20 protein-coding genes and 1 pseudogene are annotated in these 24,237 nt (G+C 66.6%); 8 read left to right on the top strand and 13 right to left on the bottom strand.

The window, feature by feature from the left end; genetic code table 11:
- Nucleotides 1–516: 516 nt before the first annotated feature.
- From ACTJI4_RS12215 to ACTJI4_RS12190, 6 genes and pseudogenes are all read right to left on the bottom strand, one after another.
- Nucleotides 517–684: pseudogene (locus ACTJI4_RS12215) on the bottom strand (aminotransferase class V-fold PLP-dependent enzyme); the annotation flags it as partial.
- Nucleotides 685–868: 184 nt separating this feature from the next.
- On the bottom strand, nt 869–2,125 hold the full coding sequence (locus tag ACTJI4_RS12210; RefSeq protein ID WP_440869494.1) for a cysteine desulfurase: 1,257 nt from the start codon (nt 2,123–2,125) through the stop codon (nt 869–871).
- Complete coding sequence (gene sufD, locus ACTJI4_RS12205) at nt 2,122–3,384, bottom strand: Fe-S cluster assembly protein SufD (protein ID WP_440869493.1); 1,263 nt, start codon at nt 3,382–3,384, stop codon at nt 2,122–2,124. Before sufD ends, ACTJI4_RS12210 begins: the two co-directional genes overlap by 4 nt.
- Nucleotides 3,384–4,148 (bottom strand): Fe-S cluster assembly ATPase SufC, encoded by a 765-nt coding sequence (gene sufC / locus ACTJI4_RS12200; RefSeq protein WP_440869492.1) that lies wholly within the window; start codon nt 4,146–4,148, stop codon nt 3,384–3,386. Before sufC ends, sufD begins: the two co-directional genes overlap by 1 nt.
- A 61-nt stretch (nt 4,149–4,209) precedes the next feature.
- Complete coding sequence (sufB, locus tag ACTJI4_RS12195; RefSeq protein ID WP_440869491.1) at nt 4,210–5,685, bottom strand: Fe-S cluster assembly protein SufB; 1,476 nt, start codon at nt 5,683–5,685, stop codon at nt 4,210–4,212.
- 16 nt (nt 5,686–5,701) lie between these two features.
- On the bottom strand, nt 5,702–6,154 hold the full coding sequence (locus ACTJI4_RS12190) for an SUF system Fe-S cluster assembly regulator (protein ID WP_282246891.1): 453 nt from the start codon (nt 6,152–6,154) through the stop codon (nt 5,702–5,704).
- Between the two features lie 173 nt (nt 6,155–6,327).
- On the opposite strand from ACTJI4_RS12190, the gene ACTJI4_RS12185 reads away from it, so the two are divergent.
- Both ACTJI4_RS12185 and ACTJI4_RS12180 read left to right on the top strand, forming a co-directional pair.
- Nucleotides 6,328–6,795, top strand: coding sequence for an SET domain-containing protein (locus ACTJI4_RS12185; RefSeq protein WP_440869490.1), 468 nt, complete (start codon nt 6,328–6,330; stop codon nt 6,793–6,795).
- Nucleotides 6,796–6,883: 88 nt separating this feature from the next.
- Nucleotides 6,884–7,426, top strand: coding sequence for a type 1 glutamine amidotransferase domain-containing protein (locus ACTJI4_RS12180; RefSeq protein WP_440869489.1), 543 nt, complete (start codon nt 6,884–6,886; stop codon nt 7,424–7,426).
- 43 nt (nt 7,427–7,469) lie between these two features.
- On the opposite strand, the gene ACTJI4_RS12175 is transcribed toward ACTJI4_RS12180, so the two are convergent.
- The 4 genes from ACTJI4_RS12175 to ACTJI4_RS12160 form a co-directional block, all read right to left on the bottom strand.
- On the bottom strand, nt 7,470–8,066 hold the full coding sequence (locus ACTJI4_RS12175) for a DUF1439 domain-containing protein (protein WP_440869488.1): 597 nt from the start codon (nt 8,064–8,066) through the stop codon (nt 7,470–7,472).
- 146 nt (nt 8,067–8,212) lie between these two features.
- On the bottom strand, nt 8,213–8,746 hold the full coding sequence (locus ACTJI4_RS12170) for a hypothetical protein (RefSeq protein ID WP_440869487.1): 534 nt from the start codon (nt 8,744–8,746) through the stop codon (nt 8,213–8,215).
- A gap of 40 nt (nt 8,747–8,786) precedes the next feature.
- Complete coding sequence (locus ACTJI4_RS12165; RefSeq protein ID WP_392915488.1) at nt 8,787–9,095, bottom strand: DUF3861 family protein; 309 nt, start codon at nt 9,093–9,095, stop codon at nt 8,787–8,789.
- A 260-nt stretch (nt 9,096–9,355) separates the two neighbouring features.
- Complete coding sequence (locus ACTJI4_RS12160; protein WP_392915491.1) at nt 9,356–9,754, bottom strand: HU family DNA-binding protein; 399 nt, start codon at nt 9,752–9,754, stop codon at nt 9,356–9,358.
- A 382-nt stretch (nt 9,755–10,136) separates the two neighbouring features.
- Here ACTJI4_RS12160 and ACTJI4_RS12155 point away from each other — a divergent pair, with 382 nt between their 5' ends.
- Nucleotides 10,137–10,574 (top strand): OsmC family protein, encoded by a 438-nt coding sequence (locus ACTJI4_RS12155; protein WP_392915494.1) that lies wholly within the window; start codon nt 10,137–10,139, stop codon nt 10,572–10,574.
- Between the two features lie 108 nt (nt 10,575–10,682).
- Here the strand turns inward: ACTJI4_RS12155 and ACTJI4_RS12150 are convergent, their stop codons facing one another.
- Nucleotides 10,683–11,558 carry a PhzF family phenazine biosynthesis protein gene (locus tag ACTJI4_RS12150; RefSeq protein WP_392915496.1) on the bottom strand — a complete coding sequence of 292 codons (876 nt, stop codon included), beginning with the start codon at nt 11,556–11,558 and terminating at the stop codon, nt 10,683–10,685.
- 128 nt (nt 11,559–11,686) lie between these two features.
- Here ACTJI4_RS12150 and ACTJI4_RS12145 point away from each other — a divergent pair, with 128 nt between their 5' ends.
- From ACTJI4_RS12145 to ACTJI4_RS12130, 4 genes are all read left to right on the top strand, one after another.
- Nucleotides 11,687–14,290 (top strand): bifunctional aspartate kinase/diaminopimelate decarboxylase, encoded by a 2,604-nt coding sequence (locus ACTJI4_RS12145; protein WP_440869486.1) that lies wholly within the window; start codon nt 11,687–11,689, stop codon nt 14,288–14,290.
- Nucleotides 14,291–14,332: 42 nt separating this feature from the next.
- Nucleotides 14,333–15,685 carry a UDP-N-acetyl-alpha-D-muramoyl-L-alanyl-L-glutamate epimerase gene (gene murL / locus ACTJI4_RS12140; protein WP_392915502.1) on the top strand — a complete coding sequence of 451 codons (1,353 nt, stop codon included), beginning with the start codon at nt 14,333–14,335 and terminating at the stop codon, nt 15,683–15,685.
- Nucleotides 15,666–17,075 carry a UDP-N-acetylmuramoyl-L-alanine--D-glutamate ligase gene (gene murD, locus ACTJI4_RS12135; RefSeq protein WP_392915504.1) on the top strand — a complete coding sequence of 470 codons (1,410 nt, stop codon included), beginning with the start codon at nt 15,666–15,668 and terminating at the stop codon, nt 17,073–17,075. The genes murL and murD overlap by 20 nt, the downstream gene beginning before the upstream one ends.
- Before the next feature lie 125 nt (nt 17,076–17,200).
- Nucleotides 17,201–17,995 carry a dienelactone hydrolase family protein gene (locus tag ACTJI4_RS12130; RefSeq protein WP_392915507.1) on the top strand — a complete coding sequence of 265 codons (795 nt, stop codon included), beginning with the start codon at nt 17,201–17,203 and terminating at the stop codon, nt 17,993–17,995.
- 163 nt (nt 17,996–18,158) lie between these two features.
- Here the strand turns inward: ACTJI4_RS12130 and ACTJI4_RS12125 are convergent, their stop codons facing one another.
- Nucleotides 18,159–19,157 (bottom strand): polyprenyl synthetase family protein, encoded by a 999-nt coding sequence (locus ACTJI4_RS12125; protein ID WP_440869485.1) that lies wholly within the window; start codon nt 19,155–19,157, stop codon nt 18,159–18,161.
- A gap of 193 nt (nt 19,158–19,350) precedes the next feature.
- On the opposite strand from ACTJI4_RS12125, the gene ACTJI4_RS12120 reads away from it, so the two are divergent.
- A complete protein-coding gene (locus tag ACTJI4_RS12120) occupies nt 19,351–20,964 on the top strand; it encodes an alpha-amylase family glycosyl hydrolase (RefSeq protein WP_440869484.1) in 1,614 nt (537 codons plus the stop codon).
- Between the two features lie 382 nt (nt 20,965–21,346).
- Here ACTJI4_RS12120 and ACTJI4_RS12115 read toward each other — a convergent pair whose 3' ends face one another.
- A complete protein-coding gene (locus ACTJI4_RS12115; RefSeq protein WP_392915516.1) occupies nt 21,347–24,100 on the bottom strand; it encodes a TonB-dependent receptor in 2,754 nt (917 codons plus the stop codon).
- Nucleotides 24,101–24,237: the final 137 nt, after the last annotated feature.

Genomic DNA, 24,237 nt, shown 5'->3' with positions numbered 1-24,237 from the left:
GGTTTGATGAAGAAGCTTCACTGGGACTCTGAGGTGGGACGAACGCGGCCGTCGATCAAGTGAAGGAAGGACTCTGCGAGCTGCTTGGAATTTACTCGCGTTAATCGGAGCTCTCAGAGGGATGGATCGCGCAATGCTCGGATACACCTTCCCGGCGTTCGAGCTCGAGCTTGAGCCGATTGATGAAAAATCCGAGGCTTATGTTGGAAGCGCTTGTGTCTGCGGCGTTGCGCGGCGCTATCGACCTTGCGAGATTGGAACTGGCGCTGGTGGAGCGCTTTGTTGGCTGTGACTTTTCCAGTCAGCGGGCTTAAGCAGCAGGACGTATTTTTCGGCAAGGCGATGCTGGTTGCTCATTCGGCCGACCAGCAGGCCAATGGGTGTGGAGCATCCAGATCCAGGAAAAGGCTTCATCCCGACTTCAAGCGCGCCTTTCGCTTGCTGGAGGCGGGGCCGGCCGTCCAAGCGCTGACGCTTGCAGAGGAGCTGTTCAGATCCGAGGAGAACATGGGCCCAGCCGAGGAGTTTGCGCACTTTAGTGGGCGCTGCGCTGAAGCACTCGATTTCGGCGTGGGTGTTGTAGAACGCCAGGGAGGCGCGGCAGGTTGCCGCTAGGCCGGAGTGCGGAAGCAGCGGGTGTGCGCAGTGCTGGCCGAAGCGGATGGCCACGCCTTCGAGGTTCAGCCGATGCTGAGGCCCGGCGGTTGAAGCGGGAGAGTACTTGGTAGATCTTGGCTGGACAATTGCCGGCTGGGCAGGCGTCTGGAGGGCCGGCCAACGGCCGGCGCTACCCCGCGTCGGTTGGTGATGGTGTCGGGCTTGCGGTTAGTTTGCACACGACCAACGGTCGTGCGCTACCGCGCGGTGCTCAGCCGAGGAGCTTGCGAACCTTGTTCAGCGCTGCGACGAACCGCTCGATCTCCGCATGCGTGTTGTAGAACGCCATCGATGCCCGGCACGTTGCCGCGACGCCGTAGTACTGCAGCAGCGGGTGCGCGCAGTGCTGGCCGGAGCGGATGGCGACGCCTTCCAGATCCAGCAGGGTGGCCAGGTCGTGCGCATGCGCGCCTTCGATCAGGAAAGAAACCACTGCCGCCTTGTCCGGGGTGGTGCCGAAGATACGCAGGCCGTCGATCTTGTTCAGTTCTTCGGTGAAGTGCGCCAGCAGCTCGCTTTCACGCGCTTCCACGTGTTCCAGACCGAGTGATTCGAGGTAGTCCACCGCCACGCCGAGGCCGATGAAGCCAGCGATGTTGGGGGTGCCGGCCTCGAACTTGTGCGGGGCGTCGTTGAACACGGTGCCTTCGAAGCTCACTTCCTTGATCATCTCGCCGCCACCGAGGAACGGCGGCATGGCATCGAGATGCTCGCGCTTCGCCCACAGTGCGCCGGTGCCGGTAGGACCGCACATCTTGTGGCCGGTGATGGCGTAGAAGTCGCAGCCAATGGTTGCGATGTCGACCTTGCGGTGCGGCACGGCCTGCGAGCCATCCACCACGGTGATGATGCCGCGCTTGCGTGCTTCACGGCAGATTTCGCGCACCGGGTTGACCGTGCCCAGCACGTTGGAGACGTGGGCCACGGCAAGCAGCTTGACCTCGGGGGTCATGGCCTTGCGCAGGGCATCCAGGTCGAGTGCGCCGTCCGGGGTGATTTCGGCCACGCGGATGGTCGCACCGGTGCGCTGGGCCACCAGCTGCCACGGCACAATGTTGGCGTGGTGCTCCATGCGCGAGACCAGGATGACATCGCCGGCCTTCAGCCGCGGCAGGGCCCACGAATAGGCCACCAGGTTGATGGCGAAGGTGGTGCCGCTGCACAGGATGAGTTCGTTGGCGCGTACGTTGAGGAAGCGCGCCAGCTTGCTGCGCGCGCCCTCGTAGGCGTCGGTGGCCTCGGTGCCCAGCGCGTGCACGGCACGGCTGACGTTGGCGTTGTAGCGGCGGTAGAACTCATCCACCGCGCCAATCACCTGCACCGGCTTCTGGCCGGTGTTGGCGTTGTCGAAGTACACCAGCGGCTTGCCGTGCACTTCCCGCATCAGCAGCGGGAAGTCCAGGCGCACGCGGTCCCAGTCGGGGGCATCGACGGTGTCGGCCACCGGGCGCGGGGTGGACAGGTTCATGCCACGCCCGCCTTGGCCAGGGCGAGGTCCAGCTGGCGGCGCAGCTGCTCGGTCAGGCGGGCGTCGAGCACGTTCAGCGGTTCGTGGCAGAACGCGGCGCTGAGCAGCTGCTGCGCCTGCTGGGCCGGCAGGCCGCGCGAACGCAGGTAGAACAGCGCGTTGGCGTCGAGCTGGCCGACGGTGGCGCCGTGTGCGGCCTTCACTTCGTCTGCGTCGATCACCAGCGTGGGCTGGGTATCGATTTCGGCGTCGGCGGAAAGGAGCAGGTTCTTGTTGGAGAGGTTGGCGTCGGTGCCATCGGCGCCGGCCCGGATGTGGATGCCGCCGTGGAAGACCACGCGGCTGCGGTTGGCGGCCACGCCGCGCCACACCATTTCCGAAGCAGTATCGCGCGCGATGTGCTCGATGCCCAGGCGGGTATCCACATGCCGGCGGCCATTGCCGAGCAGTACGCCGTTGGCGGTCAGCTGGGCGTTGTCGCCTTCCAGGCGCACGTTGAGTTCGTGGCGGCTGAGCGCGGCGCCCAGTTCCAGGTCCACGCGGCGGTACTGCGCGTTGCGGGCCAGCACGGCGTCGGTGCGCAGCAGTGCGGTGGCGCGGCTGCCATCGGCCTGCACGCGGGCGTGCGAGAGCACCGCATCCTGCGCCAGGTGCACGTGCACCAGGGTGTTGCCCAGGTGTGCGGCATCGCCCAGGTCCAAGTGATGTTCGACCACGCCCAGCGCAGCGCCGCTGCGCAGTTCGATCAGGTGGCGGTGGTGCCAGGCCAGGTCGGTGCCGCCGGCGGCGCTGATGAAGACCAGGTGCAGCGGGGTTTCAACCTGCACGGCGTCGTCCACGCGCACCAGCACGCCTTCATCGGCGAGGGCGGCGTTGAGGCGGGCGAAGACTTCTTCGCTGCGCTCGAAGCGGCGGCCGAGGAAGCGCAGGGCTTCTTCACCGGCGGCCAGTGCCGAGGACAGGGTCTGCACCTGCACGCCGGCCGGCAGCGCCGACACATCGCTGTGCGCGGCGGACGGGCGGCCGTTGACGAACACCAGCCGCGGCGATGGAATGTCGGCCAGCAGGGCAGGGTCGATCTCGGGCGCGGCCAGTGGCGCGGGCTGGAAGGTGCGGCGCTCGAGCTGGCGCAGCGAGGTGTACTTCCAGGCTTCGCTGCGCGGGCCGGGCAGGCCGGCCTGCAAAGCGGCATCGAGCTCGGCGCGGCGGGCGTCGCTGCCGCAGAAGCCGGCGGCCAGGGAATCGAGCAGGGCGCTCATCAGACCGCTGCCTCCGGCACTACGCGGTCCTTCAGGAAGTGGTAGCCGTGGGCTTCCAGTTCCAGGGCCAGTTCGGGGCCGCCGCTCTGTACGATCTTGCCGTCAGCCAGCACGTGAACCACGTCCGGCTTGATGTAATCGAGCAGGCGCTGGTAGTGGGTGATGACCAGGAACGAACGGTCCGGCGAGCGCAGCGCGTTCACGCCGTCGGCCACGCTCTTGAGCGCGTCGATGTCCAGGCCGCTGTCGGTCTCGTCCAGGATCGCCAGCTTCGGCTCGAGCACGGCCAGCTGGAAGATCTCGTTGCGCTTCTTCTCGCCACCGGAGAAGCCTTCGTTGACGCCACGGTGCAGCAGCTCATCCTTCAGGTGCAGCACGGCCAGCTTCTGGCGCACCAGCTTGAGGAACTGCATGGAATCGAGTTCTTCCTCGCCACGCGCCTTGCGCTGGGCGTTGAGCGCGGCGCGCAGGAAGTAGGTGTTGTTCACGCCGGGGATTTCCACCGGGTACTGGAAGGCCAGGAACAGGCCGGCGGCGGCGCGTTCTTCCGGCGCCAGCTCCAGCAGGTCGCGGCCTTCGAACTGCACGCCGCCTTCGCTGACCTCATAGCCGTCGCGGCCGGCCAGCACGTTGCCCAGCGTGGACTTGCCCGCGCCGTTGGGGCCCATGATGGCGTGAACCTGGCCCGGCTTCACGTCCAGCGACAGGCCCTTGAGGATTTCCTTGTCGCCGATGCGGGCGTGGAGGTTGTCAATCTTCAGCATGATACGAATCCAGTAGTGCCACGCCCTGCGTGGCAAAAAAATCAAACGAAGGCGCGATCGCTCAGCCCACGGAACCTTCAAGGGAGACTTCCAGCAGCTTCTTGGCTTCCACCGCAAACTCCATCGGCAGCTCGCGGAACACCTGCTTGCAGAAGCCATCCACGATCATCGAAACCGCGTTTTCCTGGTCAATGCCGCGCGCGCGGCAATAGAACAGCTGGTCATCGGAAATCTTCGACGTGGTGGCTTCGTGCTCCACCGTAGCGCTCGGGTTCTTCACCTCGATGTACGGGAAGGTGTGCGCGCCGGAGGTCTTGCCGATCAGCAGCGAATCGCACTGGGTGTAGTTGCGCGCGCCATCGGCATTGCGGTCCACCTTGACCAGGCCGCGGTAGGTGTTCTGGCCACGACCGGCGCTGATGCCCTTGCTGACGATCTTGCTCTTGGTGCGCTTGCCGATGTGGATCATCTTGGTGCCGGTGTCGGCCTGCTGGCGGTGGTGGGTCAGCGCCACGGAGTGGAACTCGCCCACCGAGTCGTCGCCCAGCAGCACGCAGGACGGGTACTTCCAGGTGATCGCCGAACCGGTTTCAACCTGGGTCCAGGTGACCTTGCTGCGCGCGCCACGGCATTCGGCACGCTTGGTGACGAAGTTGTAGATGCCGCCCACGCCGTTCTCGTCACCGGGGTACCAGTTCTGCACCGTGGAATACTTGATCTCGGCATCTTCCAGCGCCACCAGCTCGACCACCGCGGCGTGCAGCTGGTTCTCATCGCGCATCGGCGCGGTGCAGCCTTCCAGGTAGGACACGTACGCCTTGTCCTCGCAGATGATCAGGGTGCGCTCGAACTGGCCGGTGTGGCCGGCGTTGATGCGGAAGTAGGTGCTCAGTTCCATCGGGCAGCGCACGCCCTTGGGGATGAACACGAAGCTGCCGTCGGAGAACACCGCCGAATTCAGCGCGGCGAAGTAGTTGTCGCCCACCGGCACCACGCTGCCCAGGTACTGCCTGACCAGTTCGGGGTGTTCCTTGATGGCTTCGGACATGGAGCAGAAGATCACGCCCTTTTCGGCCAGTTCCTTGCGGAAGGTGGTACCGACCGAGACCGAATCGAACACCGCGTCCACCGCCACGCCGGCCAGCTTGGCGCGCTCGTGCAGCGGCACGCCCAGCTTGTCGTAGGTATCCAGCAGTTCCTTGGGGACATCATCCAGCGAAGCGTACTTCGGGCCCTTGGGCGCGGAGTAGTAGCTGAGTGCCTGCAGGTCGATCGCGGCGATCTGCAGCTTGGCCCACTTCGGCATCGGCATGGTCAGGAAGTGGCGGTAGGCGTCCAGGCGCCACTGCGTCATCCATTCCGGCTCGTCCTTCTTGGCCGACAGGGCACGGATGGTGTCCTCGTCCAGGCCGGGCGGCAGCGAATCCGATTCGATGTCCGTGATGAAGCCGGCCGAATACTTGCGGCCGAGCTGCTCGTGGATCTCGCGGTTGGGGGTGTCGCCGGGGGCGACGGTGTCGAGGGTATCGGTGGCCATGGGGGCTGCCTGTGGATCAGGAGACGACATCCGCCGCGATCACGCGGCGGGGAGCGTCAACAAGGGGAAGAGGGGGCAGGATCTGCGCCAGGGTGACCTTGCGCAGTGCGTCGGACACCACGTCGTTGATCATCCGCCAGCTGCTGCGCGCGCCGCACTGCAGCTCGCGTCCGCACTGGCTGTGGTCGTGCGCGCACTCGGTCAGGCCCAGCGGGCCCTCCATGGCTTCGACGATCTCGAACAGGCTGATCTGGTCCGGGCGGCGGGTCAGCCGGTAGCCGCCGCGCACGCCGCGCAGCCCTTCCACCAGCCCGGCCTGGGCCAGCGGCTTGAGCAGCTTGCTCACGGTGGGCGGCTCGAGGCTGGCAAATTCGGCCAGTTCGGTCGCGCTGAGCACCTCGCCCGGTCGGGCGGCAAGGACGGTCAGGACGACGGTAGCGTAGTCGGTAAGCTTGGTGACGCGGAGCATGGGGAGGGCAGAGCCATAAAGCGGACTGAAATTGTACGCTTTTATGCCCGGGCATCCAACCCGTCCCGTTCAGCTGCTTCAGGCGCAGGTCCCGGCAAGCCGGCTTGCCGCCGTGGTTGGGCAATCACAAAGATTAAGCGAGAATCGACCATCCCACTGCAATGGTCACTCAGATGCCCAAGAAGATCCAAGCCCGCAAGTCGACCATCCACGGCAACGGTGTGTTCGCGCTGGCGCCCCTAAAGAAGGGTGAGCGGGTGATCCAGTACAAGGGCCTGCTGCGCAGCCATGCCGACGTGGATGCTGATGATACCGGGGACGTCGAAAGCGGTCACACCTTCCTGTTCACCCTGAACGACGATTACGTCATTGATGCCAATTACAAAGGCAACGATGCGCGCTGGCTGAATCACAGCTGTGACCCCAACTGCGAGGCTGTCATCGAGGAAGCAGAGGGCGACAACCGCCGTGAGGACAAGGTGTTCATCGAGGCGATCAAGGACATCAAGCCGGGTGAAGAGCTGACGTACAACTACGGCATCACCCTCGCCGAGCGCCATACCCCCCGATTGAAGAAGATCTGGGAATGCCGTTGCGGCTCGAAAAAGTGCACCGGGACGATGTTGCAGCCGAAGCGGTAACGCCGATTACGCTGCCTGCACATTGTGGTCACCCTGCGCCAATGGGCGCATCTGCATGGTGGCGGTTCCCCCATTGAAGGAGCCGCCCATGGCACATGATCTCAACGGCAAACGCGTCGCCATCCTCGCCAGCGATGGTTTTGAGCAATCCGAACTGCAGGAGCCAAAACGGCTGCTGGAATCCTGGGGTGCCACGGTGACCGTGGTCGCGCCGGGCGACGCGGGCAAGATCCGCGGCTGGAAGGAGAAGGACTGGGGTGACAGCGTAACTGTGGACCAGCCGCTTTCCGGTGCCAGCGCCGACAACTATGACGCGCTGGTGTTGCCCGGCGGCGTGATCAACCCCGACACGCTTCGCACCCAGGCCCCCGCGCTGGCCTTCATCACCGCGTTCGCCTCGGCCGGCAAGCCGGTCGCGGCAATCTGCCATGCGCCCTGGCTGCTGGTGGAAACCGGACTGGCCAAGGGACGGAAGGTGACGTCGTGGCCGTCGCTCAAGAGCGACCTTTCCAACGCCGGTGGACAGTGGACCGACCAGGAGGTCGTGGTCGATAACGGCGTGATCACCAGCCGCAAGCCTGACGACATTCCGGCGTTCTCCGACGCCGTGGCCAAGGCACTGGCTGCGTGACTGACGACGCGGTGACGCCGCCAGGCGCCACCGCAGATGGCGCCTACCTGCCCAGAACCCCGGACGGCATCATCGCGCCGAGATCCTGGTTGAAGGTGACGACAAGCTTGCCATTCTGTACCTGCGCCGACTGCACCTGGAGATTGCCAAGCAGCGCCGCGATGGTCGGGTCGATCCTGTAGATCGGCTCGCGACGCGCGTAGTCGACGAGGAACGCGTTGAGCAGTTCGCGTGTACGTGAGTCGAGCCTGCCCCCGTTGTTGGCCGGGGTGAAGTCGTCAACGGTGGGCTGGTCGAGGTGGAAACCCTGGGTCTGCGCGTCATAGCGCAGGCCGCTGCTCAGCCTGACCTTGCCCAGCGGCGACGGTGGGCTCCCGGCGGTGGCCAGCGCGACGTCAAGATCCATGTCCAGCCGGTTGCCCTGCGGCAGGGTGAGCCTGGGGTGGCTCATGGTCATCGCGATCAGGCCACCGAGGGCGTCCTGGGTACGCGGGAAACTGCCGTCCAGGTAATGCTGGACATCACTGGCGCCGACCGACAGGCTGCGGCCGGAAACGCTCGGCGCGGCCTGTGCGCCGACCGCGGCGGCAATCAGGACCGCACAGGCGGCAATGCGGGTGAACACGGGGCGTAGCTTCATGGTGGCCAGGCGCTGGTAGGAGACCCCGACACGATAGCGCGTTGGCCTGAATCGGCGCTTCATGGGCGCAGCCACGCAGGGCGTGGCTCTACCAGGAATTGCGCCGTCAGGTCCGTAGAACCACGCCCTGCGTGGCTGCACCGCAGTCAATCGAGCGCCGGCTGCAGCGAGGCGCTGAGAATTTCCCAGCCGCTGCCGTCCGGGCGCGGTTGCAGGCGGTACCAGCCGGTGTAACGGAATGTACCCTCGGCGGTGATCGCGCGGATGCGTACCGGGACCTCGCGCAGCCGCGACGGCTGGGCGGTGTCGCGGGCGATGGGGCTTTCCGTGTCCAAGCGCAGGTTGCGCAGCTGCGGGATGCTGCGCAGCACGGCGTCGTCCGGGCGTGCGCTGGTGTGGCCGCCGCTCCAGAACGCATCGGAGCTTTTGCGATCGCTGCCCAGCAGAGCGTAGATGTAGTTGCGGACGGTGATGGTTTCGCTCGGCGCATCCGGTGCTACCGCGCTCAATACCGGCGGGGCCATGGCGGCCACGCCTTCGCCCTGCGCCGGAGCCGGCGCGGCGGATGCGGCGGCAGCATCGGTCGCCGCCGTGCCCGCAGGCGTTTCGGTCGGCGCCGGATCTGGCTGGCACGAACACCCGGCAAACAGCAGCGGCAACAGGAACATGACTCGACGCATGGCACACCCTCCCCGGTGGAGGGAAGAGTGTAGCGGGGGTTCAGGGCGTGCGCTGGATCGCATCCAAGGCGGTGAGCACCTCGTCCAGTTTCGGCTGCAGTGCGGTCAGCGGGTGCGTGGGTTCGTCGGCATGGCGCTGGGCAAGGTCCTGCAGCAGCTGGGTGGCGACGATGGCCGCGGCGCGCTCGTCGCCGCTCAGGCCGGCCGGGCGGCGCGCCGCTTCCAGCAGCCGCATCCAGTCCTGCTGGGCGCGGTGTTCCAGTTCGATCGTGCAGCGTCCGCTGCACTGCAGCCCGTCCTTTTCGATCGGAGTAACGGTGATGCGATAGCGTTGCGAGGGGCTGGCCATGGCGGTGCACTGTGGGGGGATGGGCCCACCTTAGGCGTGGCGACGGGGCCGGGCGACAGGCGCGGCCGCACGCAGTGTTCCACCTTGTACGTTCCGGGTTTGCGCGTATCGGCCGCGAGGGCCGTGGCAGCTGGGTCTGCGCGGGCGTACCCGGCGCAGGCAGGGTTTGGCAACGCTGTGTTTCGCTGCGCGTGCACTGCCCCAAAAGAGAACGGGACGGCAATGGCCGTCCCGTCCGGGTGCTGCAGGATGCGCGCTGATCAGAGCGCAGCGTCCTTGAGCTTCTTGAGCGGACGCACCTTCAGCTTGGTGGTGGCCGGCTTGGCGGCGAACCACTGCTCTTCCTTGGTGAACGGGTTGATGCCCTTGCGCTTCGGCTTGGCCGCGACGCTGACGGTGGTGATCTTCAGCAGGCCCGGCAGGGTGAAGCTGCCCGCGCCCTTCTTGTGGACCGAGGAGGCCACTGCGGTTTCCAGCGAGGCCAGCACAGCGCGGACGTCCTTGGCGACAACGCCAGAGGCTTCGGCGATGTGTGCAACCAGGCCGGACTTGGTCAGCACTTCCTTGATCGGCTTCGGAGCGGCCGGCTTTGCGGCGGTCTTCGTAGCGACTTTCTTCGCTGCCTTCTTCGGGGCAGCCTTCTTAGCGGTCTTTGCCATGGTTTCCTGTTCCGTGATCGGTTGGTTGGGTGGTCGCGCCGAACCCATCGGCAAGCGAAATGTAGGGCAACAACGCGGCGCCGCCAATAGGCAAACGCATAAAAATTCGGCTTTTCTGCGTTTGCGGTTACTGCGGTGCATCAGGACATGCCCAGAAAAGCGGTCCGTGCGGTGCGGCTGCAGCGGAGGGTCAGGCCGGGGCGACGACCAGGGATTGCGCGGAAACTCCTTGAAAACAGCACTTTGCAACAGGTCGAGCGTCATGCGTGGCAGGCAGGGGGAGCCTGGGTGCGGCCGCACGCCGCAGGTGGGCAGGCCAGACACGGTGCTAACGCCTGGCGGTCTACGCTGGTGCTGCCATTCACCCAATGAGGAACAAACGATGGGCATTTCGCGTCACGCCACTGCGCACTGGGAAGGTGACCTCAAGACAGGCAAGGGACAACTGAGCACGCCGCAGAGTGGCCTGCTGGACAAGACCCGCTATGCCTTCAGCAGCCGCTTCGGCGACGAAAAGGGCACCAATCCGGAAGAACTGATCGCCGCCGCGCATGCCGGCTGCTTCACCATGGCGCTGTCGGCCAAGCTCACCGAGGCCGGCTTCGTTCCCACCTCGCTGGACACTGAAGCCAAGGTCGACCTGTCGATGGAAGGTGGCCCACAGCTGTCGCAGATCACACTCACGGTCAAAGCAGTCGTCCCCAACATCGACGCGACCCAGTTCCGCGCCATCGCCGATGATGCCAAGCAGAACTGCCCGGTATCCAAGGCGCTGAGTGCGGTGCCGATCAGCCTGGAGGCAGAGCTGGTTGCCGGTTGAGTTGATGCGGGTGCCGACGCCACGTCGGCACCCGCAGCGACCCCGTCGAGACACGCCATGCGTGTCCCACGTGAACCCGATACCGCACAGGACACGCGTGGCGTGTCTCTACCAGGTGATCGTGCCCTGGATCACCGTCTGCACCTGGCCGCCGGACCATACGTCACCTTGGGAGTCCACATGCAGGGTCAGTCGTGCGTCGTGGCCGACCTCGCGGCCCTGGCTGACCACGTAACTCCCGTCCACGCCGGGCAGGGCACTGCGGCTGTCCAGCCACGCGGCCAGCACCGCATTGGCCGCGCCTGACGCGGCATCCTCGAACCGGCGGCCGTTACCCACGAACGCGCGTACGGCGAGCTGGTACGCGGCGCCCGTGCTGCGGGCATAGGCGAACACGCCCATGCTGTCGGTGCTTTCGGCCAGCGCGGCGACCGCGTCCCAGTCCGGTGACAGGGCGCGCAACGCCGCTTCATCCGCCAGCTCCACCACCCACCAGCTGCGGCCGCCGGACATGCGTGCCGGCGGCAACGGGCCCAGCGCCCAGCCGGCCAGCGCGGCGCGCAGTCGCAGATCGTCTGCCGTGGTCACTTCGGCCACCGCCGCGCGCGGGGTGCGGATGGCGATGCTGCGGGTGGCGCCTTCGCCCACCACCCGCAGGGGCAGCGCGCCGGCGATGCCGTCCTGGACCAGCACGCCTTCCACCGGCGCGGCCAGGCCTGCGTCCAGCACCGCATGCGCTGTGCCCACACTGGGGTGGCCGGCGAAAGGCACTTCCTTCTGCGGGCTGAACATGCGGATGCGATAGCTGGCGCCCGGGGCCTGCGGAGCGAAAACGAAGGTGGTTTCCGGCAGGCGGGTCCAGCGGGCGATGGCCTGCATGTGCGCGTCGTCCAGGCCCTCCGCATCCAGGACCACGGCCAGCGGATTGCCCGCGCCGGGATAAGGGGAAAATACGTCAAGCTGCAGGAAACGGCGGGCGGTCATGGCGGGTCGGTGTGGCGGAACGGTCCGGCAGCTTAACAAGCCCTGCCGGGCCGTGGCTTGGCATAGAATCAGAGGTTCGGCCCGGCGTGCCGGGTCGATCCCCCCACTACCTACCCATTCCTACCTCCATGTCAGCTTCCCCCCTTGTCGATCGCTGGATCGTACTGAAGTTCGGCGGCACCTCCGTGTCGCGTCGTCACCGCTGGGACACGATCGGGAAGCTGGCGAAAAAACGTGCGGAAGAAACTGGTGCGCGCGTGCTGGTGGTGGTGTCGGCCCTGTCCGGGGTGACCAATGAACTGACCGCGATCGCCGATGGCGCCGCCGACAGCCGCGCCCGCGTGGATGCGCTGGTGGCCCGCCACCGTGAGTTCCTGGCCGAGCTCGAGCTCGACCCCAGCGCGCTGGATGTGCGCCTGGCCGCACTGCAGGCCCTGCTGGACGAGCCGCGCGCGGCCGCGCGCCCGTTGGAATGGCAGGCCGACGTGCTGGGCCAGGGCGAACTGCTGTCCTCCACCATCGGCGCGGCCTACCTGCGCGCCAGCGGCCTGGATTTCGGCTGGATGGACGCCCGTGAATGGCTGCAGGCGCTGCCGCCCCAGCCCAACCAGAGCGACTGGTCGCAACGCCTGTCGGTGAATTGCCAGTGGCGTTCGGACGCTGAGTGGGCGGCCGGCTTCCGCGCCCAGCCGACCCGCATGCTGATCACCCAGGGGTTCATCTCGCGCCACGCCGATGGCGGCACCGCCATCCTTGGCCGCGGCGGTTCGGATACCTCGGCCGCATATTTCGGCGCGCTGCTGGGCGCCAGCCGCGTGGAAATCTGGACCGACGTGCCGGGCATGTTCAGCGCCAACCCGAAGGACGTGCCCGATGCCCGCCTGCTGACCCGCCTGGATTATTACGAGGCCCAGGAAATCGCCACCACCGGCGCCAAGGTGCTGCACCCGCGTTCGATCAAGCCGTGCCGCGATGCCGGCGTGCCGATGGCGATCCTGGACACCGAACGCCCGGAGCTGCCGGGCACCAGCATCGACGGCAACGCTGCACCGGTGCCGGGGGTGAAGGCGATCAGCCGCCGCAACGGCATCGTGCTGGTGTCGATGGAAGGCATCGGCATGTGGCAGCAGGTCGGCTTCCTGGCCGACGTGTTCGGGCTGTTCAAGAAGCACGGGCTGTCGGTGGACCTGATCGGTTCGGCCGAAACCAACGTCACCGTGTCGCTGGATCCGTCCGAAAACCTGGTCAATACCGATGTGCTGGCCGCGCTGTCGGCTGACCTGTCGCAGATCTGCAAGGTCAAGATCATCGTGCCGTGCGCGGCGATCACCCTGGTCGGCCGCGGCATGCGGTCGCTGCTGCACAAGCTGTCGGACGTGTGGGCGACCTTCGGGCGCGAGCGCGTGCACATGATTTCGCAGTCGTCCAACGACCTCAACCTGACCTTCGTCATCGACGAGGCCGACGCCGACGGCCTGCTGCCGATCCTGCACGCTGAGCTGATCGACAGCGGTGCCATGCCGGTGGAAGAAGGCGAGGTGTTCGGCCCGCGCTGGCGTGAGATCGCCGGCACCATCCGCCCGCGCGAAACCGCCTGGTGGCGGGGCCAGCGCGAGCACCTGCTGCACCTGGCCCAGGCCGGTACGCCGCGCTACGTGTACAACCTGGGCACGGTGCGCGCGCGCGCCCGTGCGCTGGCTGCGATCAAGCCGATCGACCAGCGTTACTACGCGATCAAGGCCAACAGCCACCCGGCCGTCCTGGAGCTGCTGGAGCAGGAAGGCTTCGGCCTGGAATGCGTATCGCATGGCGAACTCAAGCACGTGTTCAACGTGCTGCCGACGCTGTCGCCGCGCCGGGTGCTGTTCACCCCGAGCTTCGCGCCGCGCACCGAATACGAAGCGGCGTTCGCGCTGGGCGTGACGGTCACTGTGGACAACGTGGAAGCGCTGCAGCGCTGGCCGGACCTGTTCCGCAACCGCGAGCTGTGGCTGCGCGTGGACCTGGGCCGTGGCGAAGGCCATCACGCCAAGGTCCGCACCGGTGGCAAGGATTCCAAGTTTGGCCTGCCGATCGCCCGCGTGGACGAGTTCGTGCGCCTGGCCGAAGACCTCGGCACCCGCGTGGTCGGCCTGCACGCGCACTTGGGCAGCGGCGTGGAAACGGCGCAGCACTGGCGCCTGATGTGCGACGAACTGGCCGGGTTCGCGCGCCGGATCGGCAGCGTGGAAACCATCGATATCGGCGGCGGGCTGCCCATTCCATACAGCGATGACGACGAGCCCTTCGACCTCGACGCCTGGGCCGCCGGTCTTGCCGAGGTCAAGGCGGTGCACCCCGCGTTCCGCCTGGCGATCGAACCGGGTCGCTACCTGGTGGCCGAATCGGGCGTTCTGCTCACTACTGCCACCCAGGTGGTGGAGAAGGACGGCATCCGGCGCGTAGGCCTGGATGCGGGCATGAACACGCTGATGCGCCCGGCGCTGTACGACGCCTGGCACGACATCGAGAACCTCAGCCGCCTGGGTGGGTATGCCGAGGCATTGTTCGACGTGGTCGGCCCTATCTGCGAATCCAGCGATGTATTCGGCAAGCGCCGCCGGCTGCCGGTCTCCACCGCGCCGGACGATGTGATGCTGATCGCCGATGCCGGCGCCTACGGGTACGTCATGGCCAACACCTACAACCAGCGCGAGCTGCCGCGCGAGGACATCATCGACGATGTGCCTTGAGCGCCTCCCGCTGGTTTCCCTTAATGCCTCACCGGATACGCCATGACTGCTTTCGATAAACACCAGGTTGCCTGTTTCCGCTTCGTCCGTTGCGACTTCGCCGCGGATACCGGTGTGGCACAGCTGGTCTATGCCTTCGACGACGGCCCGGAGCTGGTCGAGACGGTCAGCATTCCCGGTGCGCCGTTCGTGCTGGACGGCGCTCGTGCCGAGGCCGTGCAGCGGGCGCTGCGCCTGCTGCACCTGTTCGCAGGCGTCAGCTATTACAAGGCCGCGGTACCCGAGCAGGTCCGGATCGACAGCTACAGCATCGATGCCGATACCGCCGCGCTGGTGGAAACGGTGTACCTCAACGGGCTGGGCGAGTTCGCCTACCGCAACGGGCTGAACCTGCGCGGGCGGTTCCGCCTGCCGGTGGACGGCCCGGCGTTCAACGCGCCGGCCGTGGGCCTGCGCGGGCACGCACTGGTGGCCATTGGCGGCGGCAAGGATTCGCTGGTCAGCATTGAAGCGCTGCGCACGCTGGGCATTCCCGAAACGGTGACCTGGATCGGCGGTTCGCAGCTGATCCGCGCCTGCGCCGAACGCACCGGCCTGCCGATGCTCAACATCGGCCGCACGCTGGCCCCGGAGCTGTTCGAACTCAACCGCCAGGGCGCCTGGAACGGGCATATCCCGGTCACCGCAGTGAACTCGGCGATCATGGTGCTGGCCTCGCTGCTGCAGGGCGTGGACCAGGTGGTGTTTTCCAACGAACGTTCGGCCAGCTACGGCAGCCAGATTCCGGGAACCGGTGAAGTGAACCACCAGTGGTCCAAGGGCTGGGCCTTCGAGCAGGCTTTTGGCGAACACCTTGAGAAGCACGTGGCGGCTGACCTGCATTACTACTCGCTGCTGCGCCCGCTGTCGGAGCTGGCGGTGGCGCGCCAGTTCGCGAAGACCGACTTCTACGACGCGCACTTCTCCAGCTGCAACCGCAACTTCCATATCCTGGGCGAGCGTCCGGTGAACCGCTGGTGCGGTGTCTGCCCGAAATGCCATTTCGTGTTCCTGGCGCTTGCCCCGTTCATGCCCAAGACCCGGCTGGTGCGCATCTTCGGCCGTAACCTGCTGGACGACATGGAACAGGCTGGCGGCTTCGATGCGCTGCTGGAATTCCAGGACCACAAGCCGTTCGAATGCGTGGGCGAAGGCCGCGAATCGCGTGCGGCGATGGCCACCTTGGCAGCGCGCCCGGAATGGAACGAGGACGCGCTGGTGAAGCGTTTCATCCAGGAGATCCAGCCGCAGCTGGACGGCGCCGAACTGCGGATCGAACCGTTGCTGGTGCTGGAAGGCGAGCACCGGATCCCAGCGGCGATCTGGGAGCGCCTGCGTGCGAATTTCGCAGCTTGAAGGCAAGCGCGTAGCGCTGTGGGGCTGGGGGCGTGAGGGGCGTGCGGCATTCGCCGTGCTGCGCCAGCGCCTGCCAGGCCTGGCGCTCACCTTGTTCTGCCCTGAGTCCGAAGCCGCTGCCGCGCGCGCCGAGGCCGGCGATGCACTGCAGGTGCGTTCGGATGTCAGCAGTGCGTCACTGGCCGGGTTCGAGGTGGTGATCAAGTCGCCGGGGATCAGCCCCTATGGCGAGGCTGCGGTCGCGGCGGCTGCGCAGGGCACGCAGTTCATCGGGGGTACGTCGCTGTGGTTTGCCGAGCACGCCGATGCCGAAGGCACCGTGCGCGACACCGTGTGCGTGACCGGCACCAAGGGCAAGAGCACCACCACCTCGCTGCTGGCGCACCTGCTGCGCGCATCGGGTGCGCGGACCGGGCTGGTGGGCAACATCGGCCTGCCGCTGCTGGAGGTGCTGGACCCGCAGCCGGCACCGGATTACTGGGCGGTGGAACTGTCCAGTTACCAGACCGCCGAAGTGGCGCGCAGCGGGGCGCACCCGCAGGTGGCGGTGGTGCTGAACCTGTTCCCCGAGCACCTGGACTGGCACGGCAGCGAAGCACGCTACATCCAGGACAAGCTGGCGCTGGTGACCGGCGCGGCACCCCGCATCGCCGTGCTCAACGCGGCGGATCCGCACTTGGCCGCGCTGTCGCTGCCGGACAGCGAGGTGGTGTGGTTCAACCAGCCGCAGGGCTGGCACATGCGCGGCGAGTGGGTGTATCGCGGTGGGCAGCAGGTGTTCGATACCGCGAACACCCCGCTGCCCGGCCGGCATAACCGCGGCAACCTGTGCGCGGTGCTGGCGGCGATCGAGGCGCTGGGTCTGGATGCGGTGGCGCTTGCGCCGGCGGTGCAGGATTTCCGGCCGCTGCCCAACCGCCTGCAGACCATCGGCAACCGCGAGGGCCTGCGCTTCGTCAACGATTCCATCAGCACCACCCCGCACGCCAGCCTGGCGGCGCTGGAATGCTTTACCGGCCAGCGCATCGCGCTGCTGGTGGGCGGGCATGACCGGGGGCTGGACTGGCACGATTTCGTGGGCCACATGGCGCACGACGTGCCACCGGTGGAGATCGTCACCATGGGCGCCAACGGCCCGCGTATCCATGCGCTGCTGCAGCCGCTGGCCGATGCCGGGCGGTTCGGCCTGCATGCGGCGGGGGACCTGGATGAAGCGGTCCGTCTGGCGCAGGCCGCGCTGGGTGGGCAGGGCGGGGTGGTGTTGATGTCGCCGGGCGCGCCGAGCTACGGCGTGTACCGCGATTACGTCGCCCGCGGCCGCCATTTCGCCGAGCTGGCCGGGTTCGACCCGGACCAGATCACCGCCATCCCGGGGATTGGGATCGCCTGACCGGTCGCAGCTACGCAGGTCGGTTCGCGACCGCGCCGGGCCTGGCTGTGACACGCATGGCGTGTCACTACGATCCTTGGTCGAGCGACCCGGTACAGTGTGCCTTTCCCCGAAGGAGCAGGCGCATGAAGCAGCAATGGCAGTGGGGTGCGGCACTGGTGCTTGGCATGACGGCGTTGCCGGCGATGGCGGCGATGCAGGCCAAGCCGGTGGAGTGGAAGCACGAAGGCACCACCTTCAGCGGGGTGCTGGTGTACGACGACGAAGACAACGACAAGCGCCCCGGCCTGGTGATGGTGCCGAACTGGAAGGGCGTGAACGAGTCGGCCATCGCCAAGGCCAAGCAGTTGGCCGGTGATGACTACGTGGTGCTGGTGGCCGACGTGTACGGCAAGGGCGTGCGCCCGAAGACCGACGCCGAGGCCGGCCCGGTGGCGACCCAGCTGCGCAATGACCGCCCGGTGCTGCGTGCCCGCGCGCTCAAGGCGCTGGAGGTGCTCAAGGCCCAGGCCGGCAATGCGCCGCTGGATGCCACCAGGATCGGCGCGGTCGGATTCTGCTTCGGCGGCACCACGGTGCTGGAGCTGGCCCGTGCCGGTGCGCCGCTGGCTGGCGTGGTCAGCCTGCATGGTGGGCTGGGTTCGCCGTTGCCGGCCAAGGCCGGTGGCACGCATCCGTCAGTGCTGGTGCTCAATGGCGCCGACGACAAGGGCATCAGCAAGGAGGACATCGCCAGCTTCGAGCAGGAGATGAACGCAGCCAAGGTCGATTGGGAGTTCACCAACTACAGCGGGGCGGTGCACTGCTTTGCCGAAGCCGATGCCAACAACCCGCCGGGCTGCCTGTACAACGAGCGGGCGGCGAAGCGGGCGTGGAAGAGCCTGGATACGTTCTTTGAAGGGTTGTTCGAGCGGCGGTGATTTCGCTGCGGTCGGGGGTCACGACCAGCGGTCGTGACCTGCCGTCGTAACCCTCGGTAGCCGACGAAAAGAACGGCAGGAGCCGTTCGCAACGATGCGAAGCGACGGCCCGAAGGGTGCCCAACAGGATGGCGGGCATACCGTTGGTCGTCGCGCGAATGCCTCAATGCGAGCGCTGCACCGCGTAGCGGGCCAGGCCGCGCAGCGCGGCCACGGCATCGTTGTCGGCCAGGCCATCGAGCGCGCGCTCGGCGGCGTCGGCATATTCCTCGGCGCGGCGGCGGCTGTATTCCAGCCCGCCGGTGGCGTGGATGGCGGCCAGCACTTCCGGCATCGCATCGGCGTCGCCGTTCTGCACGATCCCGCGCAGGCGCTCGCGGGTGGTGGCATCGGAATGGGCCATGGCGTGGATCAGCGGCAGGGTCGCCTTGCCTTCGGCCAGGTCGTCGCCCAGGTTCTTGCCCAGCTCGTCGGCGTTGGCCGAGTAGTCCAGCACGTCGTCGGCGATCTGGAACGCGTAGCCCAGGTGCATGCCGTAATCGTACAGGGCCTGCTGGGTGGCCGCGTCCACGCCGCTGGCCAGTGCGCCCAGGCGGGTGCCGGCGGCGAACAGCACGGCTGTCTTGCGTTCGATCACGCGCAGGTAGGCGGCTTCATCGGTGTCGGGGTTGTGTACGTGGAGCAGCTGCAGGACTTCGCCTTCGGCGATGCGGTTGGTGGTATCGGCCAGGATCTGCATGACCGGCATGCGGTCCAGTTCGACCATCAGCTGGAAGCTGCGCGAGTACAGGAAATCGCCGACCAGAACGCTGGGCGCATTGCCCCACAGCGCGTTGGCGGTGCTGCGGCCGCGCCGCAGGCTGGATTCGTCCACCACGTCGTCGTGCAGCAGGGTCGAGGTGTGGATGAACTCGATGATCGCCGCCAGCTGGTGGTGCTCCGGGCCGGCCTGGCCGACCGCGTGGCCGGCGAGCATGACCAGCATCGGCCGCAGGCGTTTGCCGCCGGCGGAGATGATGTGGTCGGCGATCTGGTTGATCAGCACGACATCCGAGGACAGTCGGCGGCGAATCAGCGCATCCACGGCGGCCATGTCGGGCGCGGCGAGCGACTGGATCTGGGGCAGGCCCAGCGCGGGGCGGGTGTCTTCGGTGATGGTCATGCGGTCTGACTTTCAGGCTTGGGCGGAATTATAGGCGGTGCGGACGTATTCCGCCCGCGAAGGCCTTCCAGCAGCCGGGCAGGGCGTGAATACGTATGCAAGCGCCGCCACCGCCGGGGGTGCGCCGCTAAGCTTGTCGGGTACGTTCTGGCGCCCTGGGAGGGCGCCCTGGAAGCCCGGAGGGGGGCCCTCGATGACGCAGACTCCATGGTGGCGCGGTGCCGTCATCTATCAGATTTACCCGCGCAGTTTCCTGGATGCCAACGGTGATGGCGTGGGCGACCTGCCCGGCATCATTGAGCGCCTGGACTACGTGGCCTCGCTGGGGGTGGACGCGATCTGGATTTCGCCGTTCTTCACCTCGCCCATGGCCGACTTCGGCTACGACATCGCCGACCACCGCGATGTGGACCCGCTGTTCGGCACTCTGGCAGATTTCGACCGGTTGCTGGCCAAGGCGCATGCGCTGGGTCTGAAGGTGATGATCGACCAGGTGTTCAGCCACACCTCGATCGAGCACGCCTGGTTCCGCGAGAGCCGCCAGGACCGCACCAATCCCAAGGCGGACTGGTACGTGTGGGCCGACCCGCGCGAGGACGGCACCCCGCCCAACAACTGGATGTCCATCTTCGGCGGCGTGGCCTGGCAGTGGGAGCCGCGCCGCGAGCAGTACTTCCTGCACAACTTCCTGGCCGACCAGCCGGACCTGGATTTCCACAATCCGGCCGTGCAGCAGGCCACCCTGGACTACGTACGGTTCTGGCTGGACCGCGGCGTGGATGGCTTCCGCCTGGATTCGATCAACTTCTGCTTCCACGACAAGCAGCTGCGCGACAACCCGGCCAAGCCGCTGGAAAAGCGCCTGGGCCGGGGCTTCAGCACCGACAACCCGTACGCCTACCAGTACCACTATTACAACAACACCCAGCCGGAGAACCTGCCGTTCATCGAGCGCCTGCGCGCGCTGCTGGACGAGTACCCGGGCGCGGTCAGCCTGGGCGAGATCTCCGCCGAGGACTCGTTGGCGACCACGGCCGAATACACCGCGCCGGGCCGCCTGCACATGGGCTACAGCTTTGAACTGCTGGTCAAGGATTACAGCGCTGCGTACATCCGCGACACCGTGTCGCGCCTGGAAGCGACCATGACCGAAGGCTGGCCGTGCTGGGCGATCTCCAACCACGACGTGGAGCGGGCAGTGACCCGCTGGGGCGGGCACCCGGCGCAGCCGCGGCTGGCGCGCCTGCTGGTGGCGGTGCTGTGTTCGCTGCGCGGTTCGATCTGCCTGTACCAGGGTGAAGAGCTGGGCCTGGGCGAAGCCGATGTGCCGTTCGAAGCGCTGCAGGACCCGTATGGCATCACCTTCTGGCCGAACTTCAAGGGCCGCGACGGGTGCCGCACGCCGATGCCGTGGGTGGACGCGCCGCTGGCCGGATTCACCACGGGTGAGCCGTGGCTGCCGATTCCGCAGGAGCACCAGGCCAGCGCGGTCGCCGTGCAGGAGCACGATCCGCATTCGGTGTTGAACGCGTTCCGCCAGTTCCTGGCCTGGCGCCGCACGATGCCGACCTTGCTGCTGGGCGACATCCGGTTCCTGGACACGGCCGAGCCGGTGCTGATGTTCGAACGCGTGCACGCGGGCGAGACGCTGCTGCTGGCGTTCAACCTGTCGGGCGAGGCGACCCAGGTGACGTTGCCGGAAGGGCAGTGGCACGCATTGCATGTGCCAGGCCCGGATGCAGGGCAGGCCGATGGGGCAACGCTGCACCTGCCGGCACAGGCGATGTATTGCGCACGCCGCGCCTGATACACGATTTCCGGTGGTATTGATGGGCGGGGCCGCAAGGCTCCGCCCTTTTTTCTTCGATCAGGTTCATCGCGAGCGTTGAGGGCCCCGCCGCGGCCGGCAGGCCCCTGTGCAAATGTCCCCCGGCGGTCGCCCTGCGGCGACGGCCTCCTCCTTTACTTTGCCAGGACCCTGCCGGCCGCGACGGGGCAAGGCTTGCGGTTAGCGATGGAAAAGCAGAAGGCGGGGTGCAACGCCGGTGGATCGAGTGCCGGGTCGCCATACCCTTGGAGGCGAACCGGCGCTCGATTCACCGGCAGCCGCGTTTGATTCACCACTGATCCATAACAAAAAAACCCGCTGCTCGCGCAGCGGGTTCTTCGTTCCTGCTTCTACACAGGGATCAGAACTTGTAGTTCACACCCAGCATGTAGGTACGGCCCCACTCGATGTATTCCAGCGGGCGATCCTTGGTGCCGGCGTAGGTGCGGTACGGCTCGTTGGTCAGGTTGCTTCCCTGCAGCAGCAGGGTCAGGCCGTGCAGCGCGCTGTCGTCGGCGAAGGTGTAGCTCACCTGCGCGTCGGTCACGTTCTCGCCCACCACGTAACGCAGGGTGCGGTTGCCGTTGAAGTTGCCGATTTCACCGATGAAGTCCGAACGTCGACGCTGGCTCACGCGCGCTTCAAACCCGTTGCGCTCGTAATAGGCGGTGAAGTTGTACACGCGCTTGGACAGGCCCGGCAGGCTGATCGGATCGGTGCCGACGCTGGAGGCGCTTTCCGGGTCCAGGATCTTGATGTCACTGTCGTTGAAGGTCGCGCTGGCCTGAACGCCAAACCCAAGCAGCGGGTCGGCCAGCATCTCCAGCGGGAACGAGGCGGTCAGCTCCAGGCCACGCAGGGTGCCACCTTCGCCGTTCTGCGGCGCCGAGAAGGTCCCGATGGTCTGCACCGGCGCGATCATGCCCGGCGGCGGCACGTAGTTGGCCAGCAGGTTGCTGAAGTCGTAGTCGTCCACCGACTGGGTGTACACGTAGCTCTTCAGGTCCTTGTAGAACACTGCCGCTGCCACATAAGCCTTCTCACCGAAGTACTTTTCGTACGACAGGTCGATGGCGTTGGCGCGCCACGGATCCAGCAGCGGGTTGCCGCCACTGCCGCCCGGCTTGCCGGTGGCCGTATCGACGCCGAATTCCAGGCCCGCGCGCATCTGATCGACACGCGGGCGCGCGACCTGCTTGGCCACCGCGAAGCGCAGGGTCTGCTGGTGCGGGAACAGGAACGCCAGGTTCAGGCTTGGCAGCCAGTCGGTGTACTTCTTGCCTTCATCGATCGGCAGGACTTCCTGGCCGGCCGGACGCGAGCGGTCGAAGTAGTTCGACTGCGAGCTCTGGTCGGTGGTGATCATCTGCACGCCGATGTTGCCGCGCACGCCTACGTCACCGATGTCGGTATTGATGTTGGCGCGCACCCAGGCCGTAGTGGTCTTTTCCTGCACCACCCAGGACTTGGGAATCAGGTAGTCCAGGTTGGTGACCGGGTTGAACGTCATGTAGCGATCGACCGCGGCCGGTACGTTCCAGGCCGGGATGTAGCCGATGCCGGCAAAGCCCAGGTTGACCGGTGCGTACTGCAGGTCGCCGCCGACGTTGGCGTCGCCCTGGGCGCCGAGCAGGATGTTGCCTTCGGCCTGGGTCTTTTCCTTGCGGCGGTCGGCATAGTTCACGCCCACGTCCACATCCTGGAACCACGACAGCGATTCGGGCATGTTGAACGTGCCCTGCAGGCGCCCGCCCTTGAGGCGATCCTCGACCTGCGGCACCTTGCCATAGCCCGAGCCGTAGATGGTGTTGGTCAGGTACAGCGCTTCGGGATTGGAATAATCCAGGCCCGGGCGGATCTGCGAGAAGCCGTCCGGGTTGACGGTCAGCCCGATGGTGTCCAGCTGCGGCATCGGGGTGAGCTGGAGGTTGTTTTCCAGGTTCAGCTCATCGCGGGTGGCCTTCGAGTAGTTCACATCGGCGGTGAGCTTGAAGCTGTCGAAGGTCAGCTCGTTGTTCCAGCCGAACGCGTCGATCTTGTCTTCGCGCTTGTTGTACATGCCGCGCACCAGCGGGTACACGCCGCTGGCGGTGCCGCCGGTGAAGGTGCCGTTGCCGTTCACCTGTGGATTGCTGATCAGCAGGCCTGGGGTGTAGCCGCCGTTGTAGTTGCTGAGGTTGACCTCGAACTGGTTGGCGGTGTCGATCTGCTCGGCTTCGGTATGGAACATGTCCAGCGTGCTGGTCCACACGTTGGACGGGCGGAACTGCACGGTGGCCATGTAGCCGTCACGCTTGGCGTTGCCGGTGCGGCGCAGCGCCTTGATGCCGTCGGAGAACGCGGTGCCTGGTGCCACGCCGGGGCGGTTGCCCTGGTCGGTCTGCTCGGTGGTCCACGGCTCGTACAGGCCGACCTGGTTTTCCTGGATCGGGTTGTCGCTGTGCGCGTAGCCCAGCGCGATGCCCCAGGTGTTATCGGCAAACTGGTCGATATAGCTGGCGCTGAAGCGGTTGCCGAACGCATCCACGTTGGCGGCCTTGCCCAGTGAGTTCTTCGAATAGCGGCCGCTGAGCGCGATCACGCGCTCGCCGAACGCCAGCGGGCGCACGGTCTGCATGTCGATGGTGCCCGACAGGCCCTGGCCGACCAGCGCCGCATCCGGGGTCTTGTACACGGTCACGCCGTTGACCAGTTCGGACGGGTACTGGTCGAACTCCACGCTGCGGTTGTCGCCGGTGCTGACCACTTCACGCCCGTTGAGCAGGGTGGTGGCGAAATCGGGCGACAGGCCGCGCACGCTGATCACCTGGGCACGGCCGGCCACGCGCTGTGCGGCCAGGCCGGGCAGGCGGGCCAGTGATTCGGCGATGCTCACATCCGGCAGCTTGCCGATGTCTTCGGCCGAGATCACCTCGACCACCGAAGTGGCGTCCTGCTTGATCGCAATGGCGTTTTCAATGCCGCGGCGGATGCCGGTGACCTGCACGGTGTCCAGGTCGGTGGCGGCGGTACCGGCGGGCGGCGCGGTGGTGGTGGTGGACTGCGCCAACGCCAATGACGGCGTCAGGGCGACGGCCAGCGCGATACTCAGCGCGCTGCGCTTGCGATTCAACATTTTCCCCTCCCAGGCAATGTTGCCAAACTGAATTGTGGTGGCCCGGAAGATCCGGGCGCGTCTCGGCGCGGTGGCTGTCGACTGCGTGGCTATGGTAGGCAGCGCGTTCGCGCGGCGAATCACCCTGCATACGTATT

The organism is Stenotrophomonas sp. 22385, assembly GCF_052045085.1.
Classification (GTDB): Bacteria; Pseudomonadota; Gammaproteobacteria; order Xanthomonadales; family Xanthomonadaceae; genus Stenotrophomonas.
The sequence above is the reverse complement of the archived record's forward strand: the minus strand, read 5'-3'. Positions and strand labels throughout refer to the sequence as shown.

Coding starts and splice junctions, on each gene's coding strand:
- ACTJI4_RS12175 (WP_440869488.1), bottom strand. CDS start 8,066: ATGAAGCTACGCCCCGTGTTCACCCGCATTGCCGCCTGTGCGGTCCTG.
- ACTJI4_RS12145 (WP_440869486.1), top strand. CDS start 11,687: ATGTCAGCTTCCCCCCTTGTCGATCGCTGGATCGTACTGAAGTTCGGC.
- sufC (WP_440869492.1), bottom strand. CDS start 4,148: ATGCTGAAGATTGACAACCTCCACGCCCGCATCGGCGACAAGGAAATC.
- ACTJI4_RS12170 (WP_440869487.1), bottom strand. CDS start 8,746: ATGCGTCGAGTCATGTTCCTGTTGCCGCTGCTGTTTGCCGGGTGTTCG.
- ACTJI4_RS12160 (WP_392915491.1), bottom strand. CDS start 9,754: ATGGCAAAGACCGCTAAGAAGGCTGCCCCGAAGAAGGCAGCGAAGAAA.
- ACTJI4_RS12210 (WP_440869494.1), bottom strand. CDS start 2,125: ATGAACCTGTCCACCCCGCGCCCGGTGGCCGACACCGTCGATGCCCCC.
- sufB (WP_440869491.1), bottom strand. CDS start 5,685: ATGGCCACCGATACCCTCGACACCGTCGCCCCCGGCGACACCCCCAAC.
- ACTJI4_RS12115 (WP_392915516.1), bottom strand. CDS start 24,100: ATGTTGAATCGCAAGCGCAGCGCGCTGAGTATCGCGCTGGCCGTCGCC.
- ACTJI4_RS12155 (WP_392915494.1), top strand. CDS start 10,137: ATGGGCATTTCGCGTCACGCCACTGCGCACTGGGAAGGTGACCTCAAG.
- murL (WP_392915502.1), top strand. CDS start 14,333: ATGACTGCTTTCGATAAACACCAGGTTGCCTGTTTCCGCTTCGTCCGT.
- ACTJI4_RS12190 (WP_282246891.1), bottom strand. CDS start 6,154: ATGCTCCGCGTCACCAAGCTTACCGACTACGCTACCGTCGTCCTGACC.
- ACTJI4_RS12125 (WP_440869485.1), bottom strand. CDS start 19,157: ATGACCATCACCGAAGACACCCGCCCCGCGCTGGGCCTGCCCCAGATC.
- ACTJI4_RS12165 (WP_392915488.1), bottom strand. CDS start 9,095: ATGGCCAGCCCCTCGCAACGCTATCGCATCACCGTTACTCCGATCGAA.
- ACTJI4_RS12185 (WP_440869490.1), top strand. CDS start 6,328: ATGCCCAAGAAGATCCAAGCCCGCAAGTCGACCATCCACGGCAACGGT.
- ACTJI4_RS12130 (WP_392915507.1), top strand. CDS start 17,201: ATGAAGCAGCAATGGCAGTGGGGTGCGGCACTGGTGCTTGGCATGACG.
- ACTJI4_RS12120 (WP_440869484.1), top strand. CDS start 19,351: ATGACGCAGACTCCATGGTGGCGCGGTGCCGTCATCTATCAGATTTAC.
- ACTJI4_RS12180 (WP_440869489.1), top strand. CDS start 6,884: ATGGCACATGATCTCAACGGCAAACGCGTCGCCATCCTCGCCAGCGAT.
- ACTJI4_RS12150 (WP_392915496.1), bottom strand. CDS start 11,558: ATGACCGCCCGCCGTTTCCTGCAGCTTGACGTATTTTCCCCTTATCCC.
- sufD (WP_440869493.1), bottom strand. CDS start 3,384: ATGAGCGCCCTGCTCGATTCCCTGGCCGCCGGCTTCTGCGGCAGCGAC.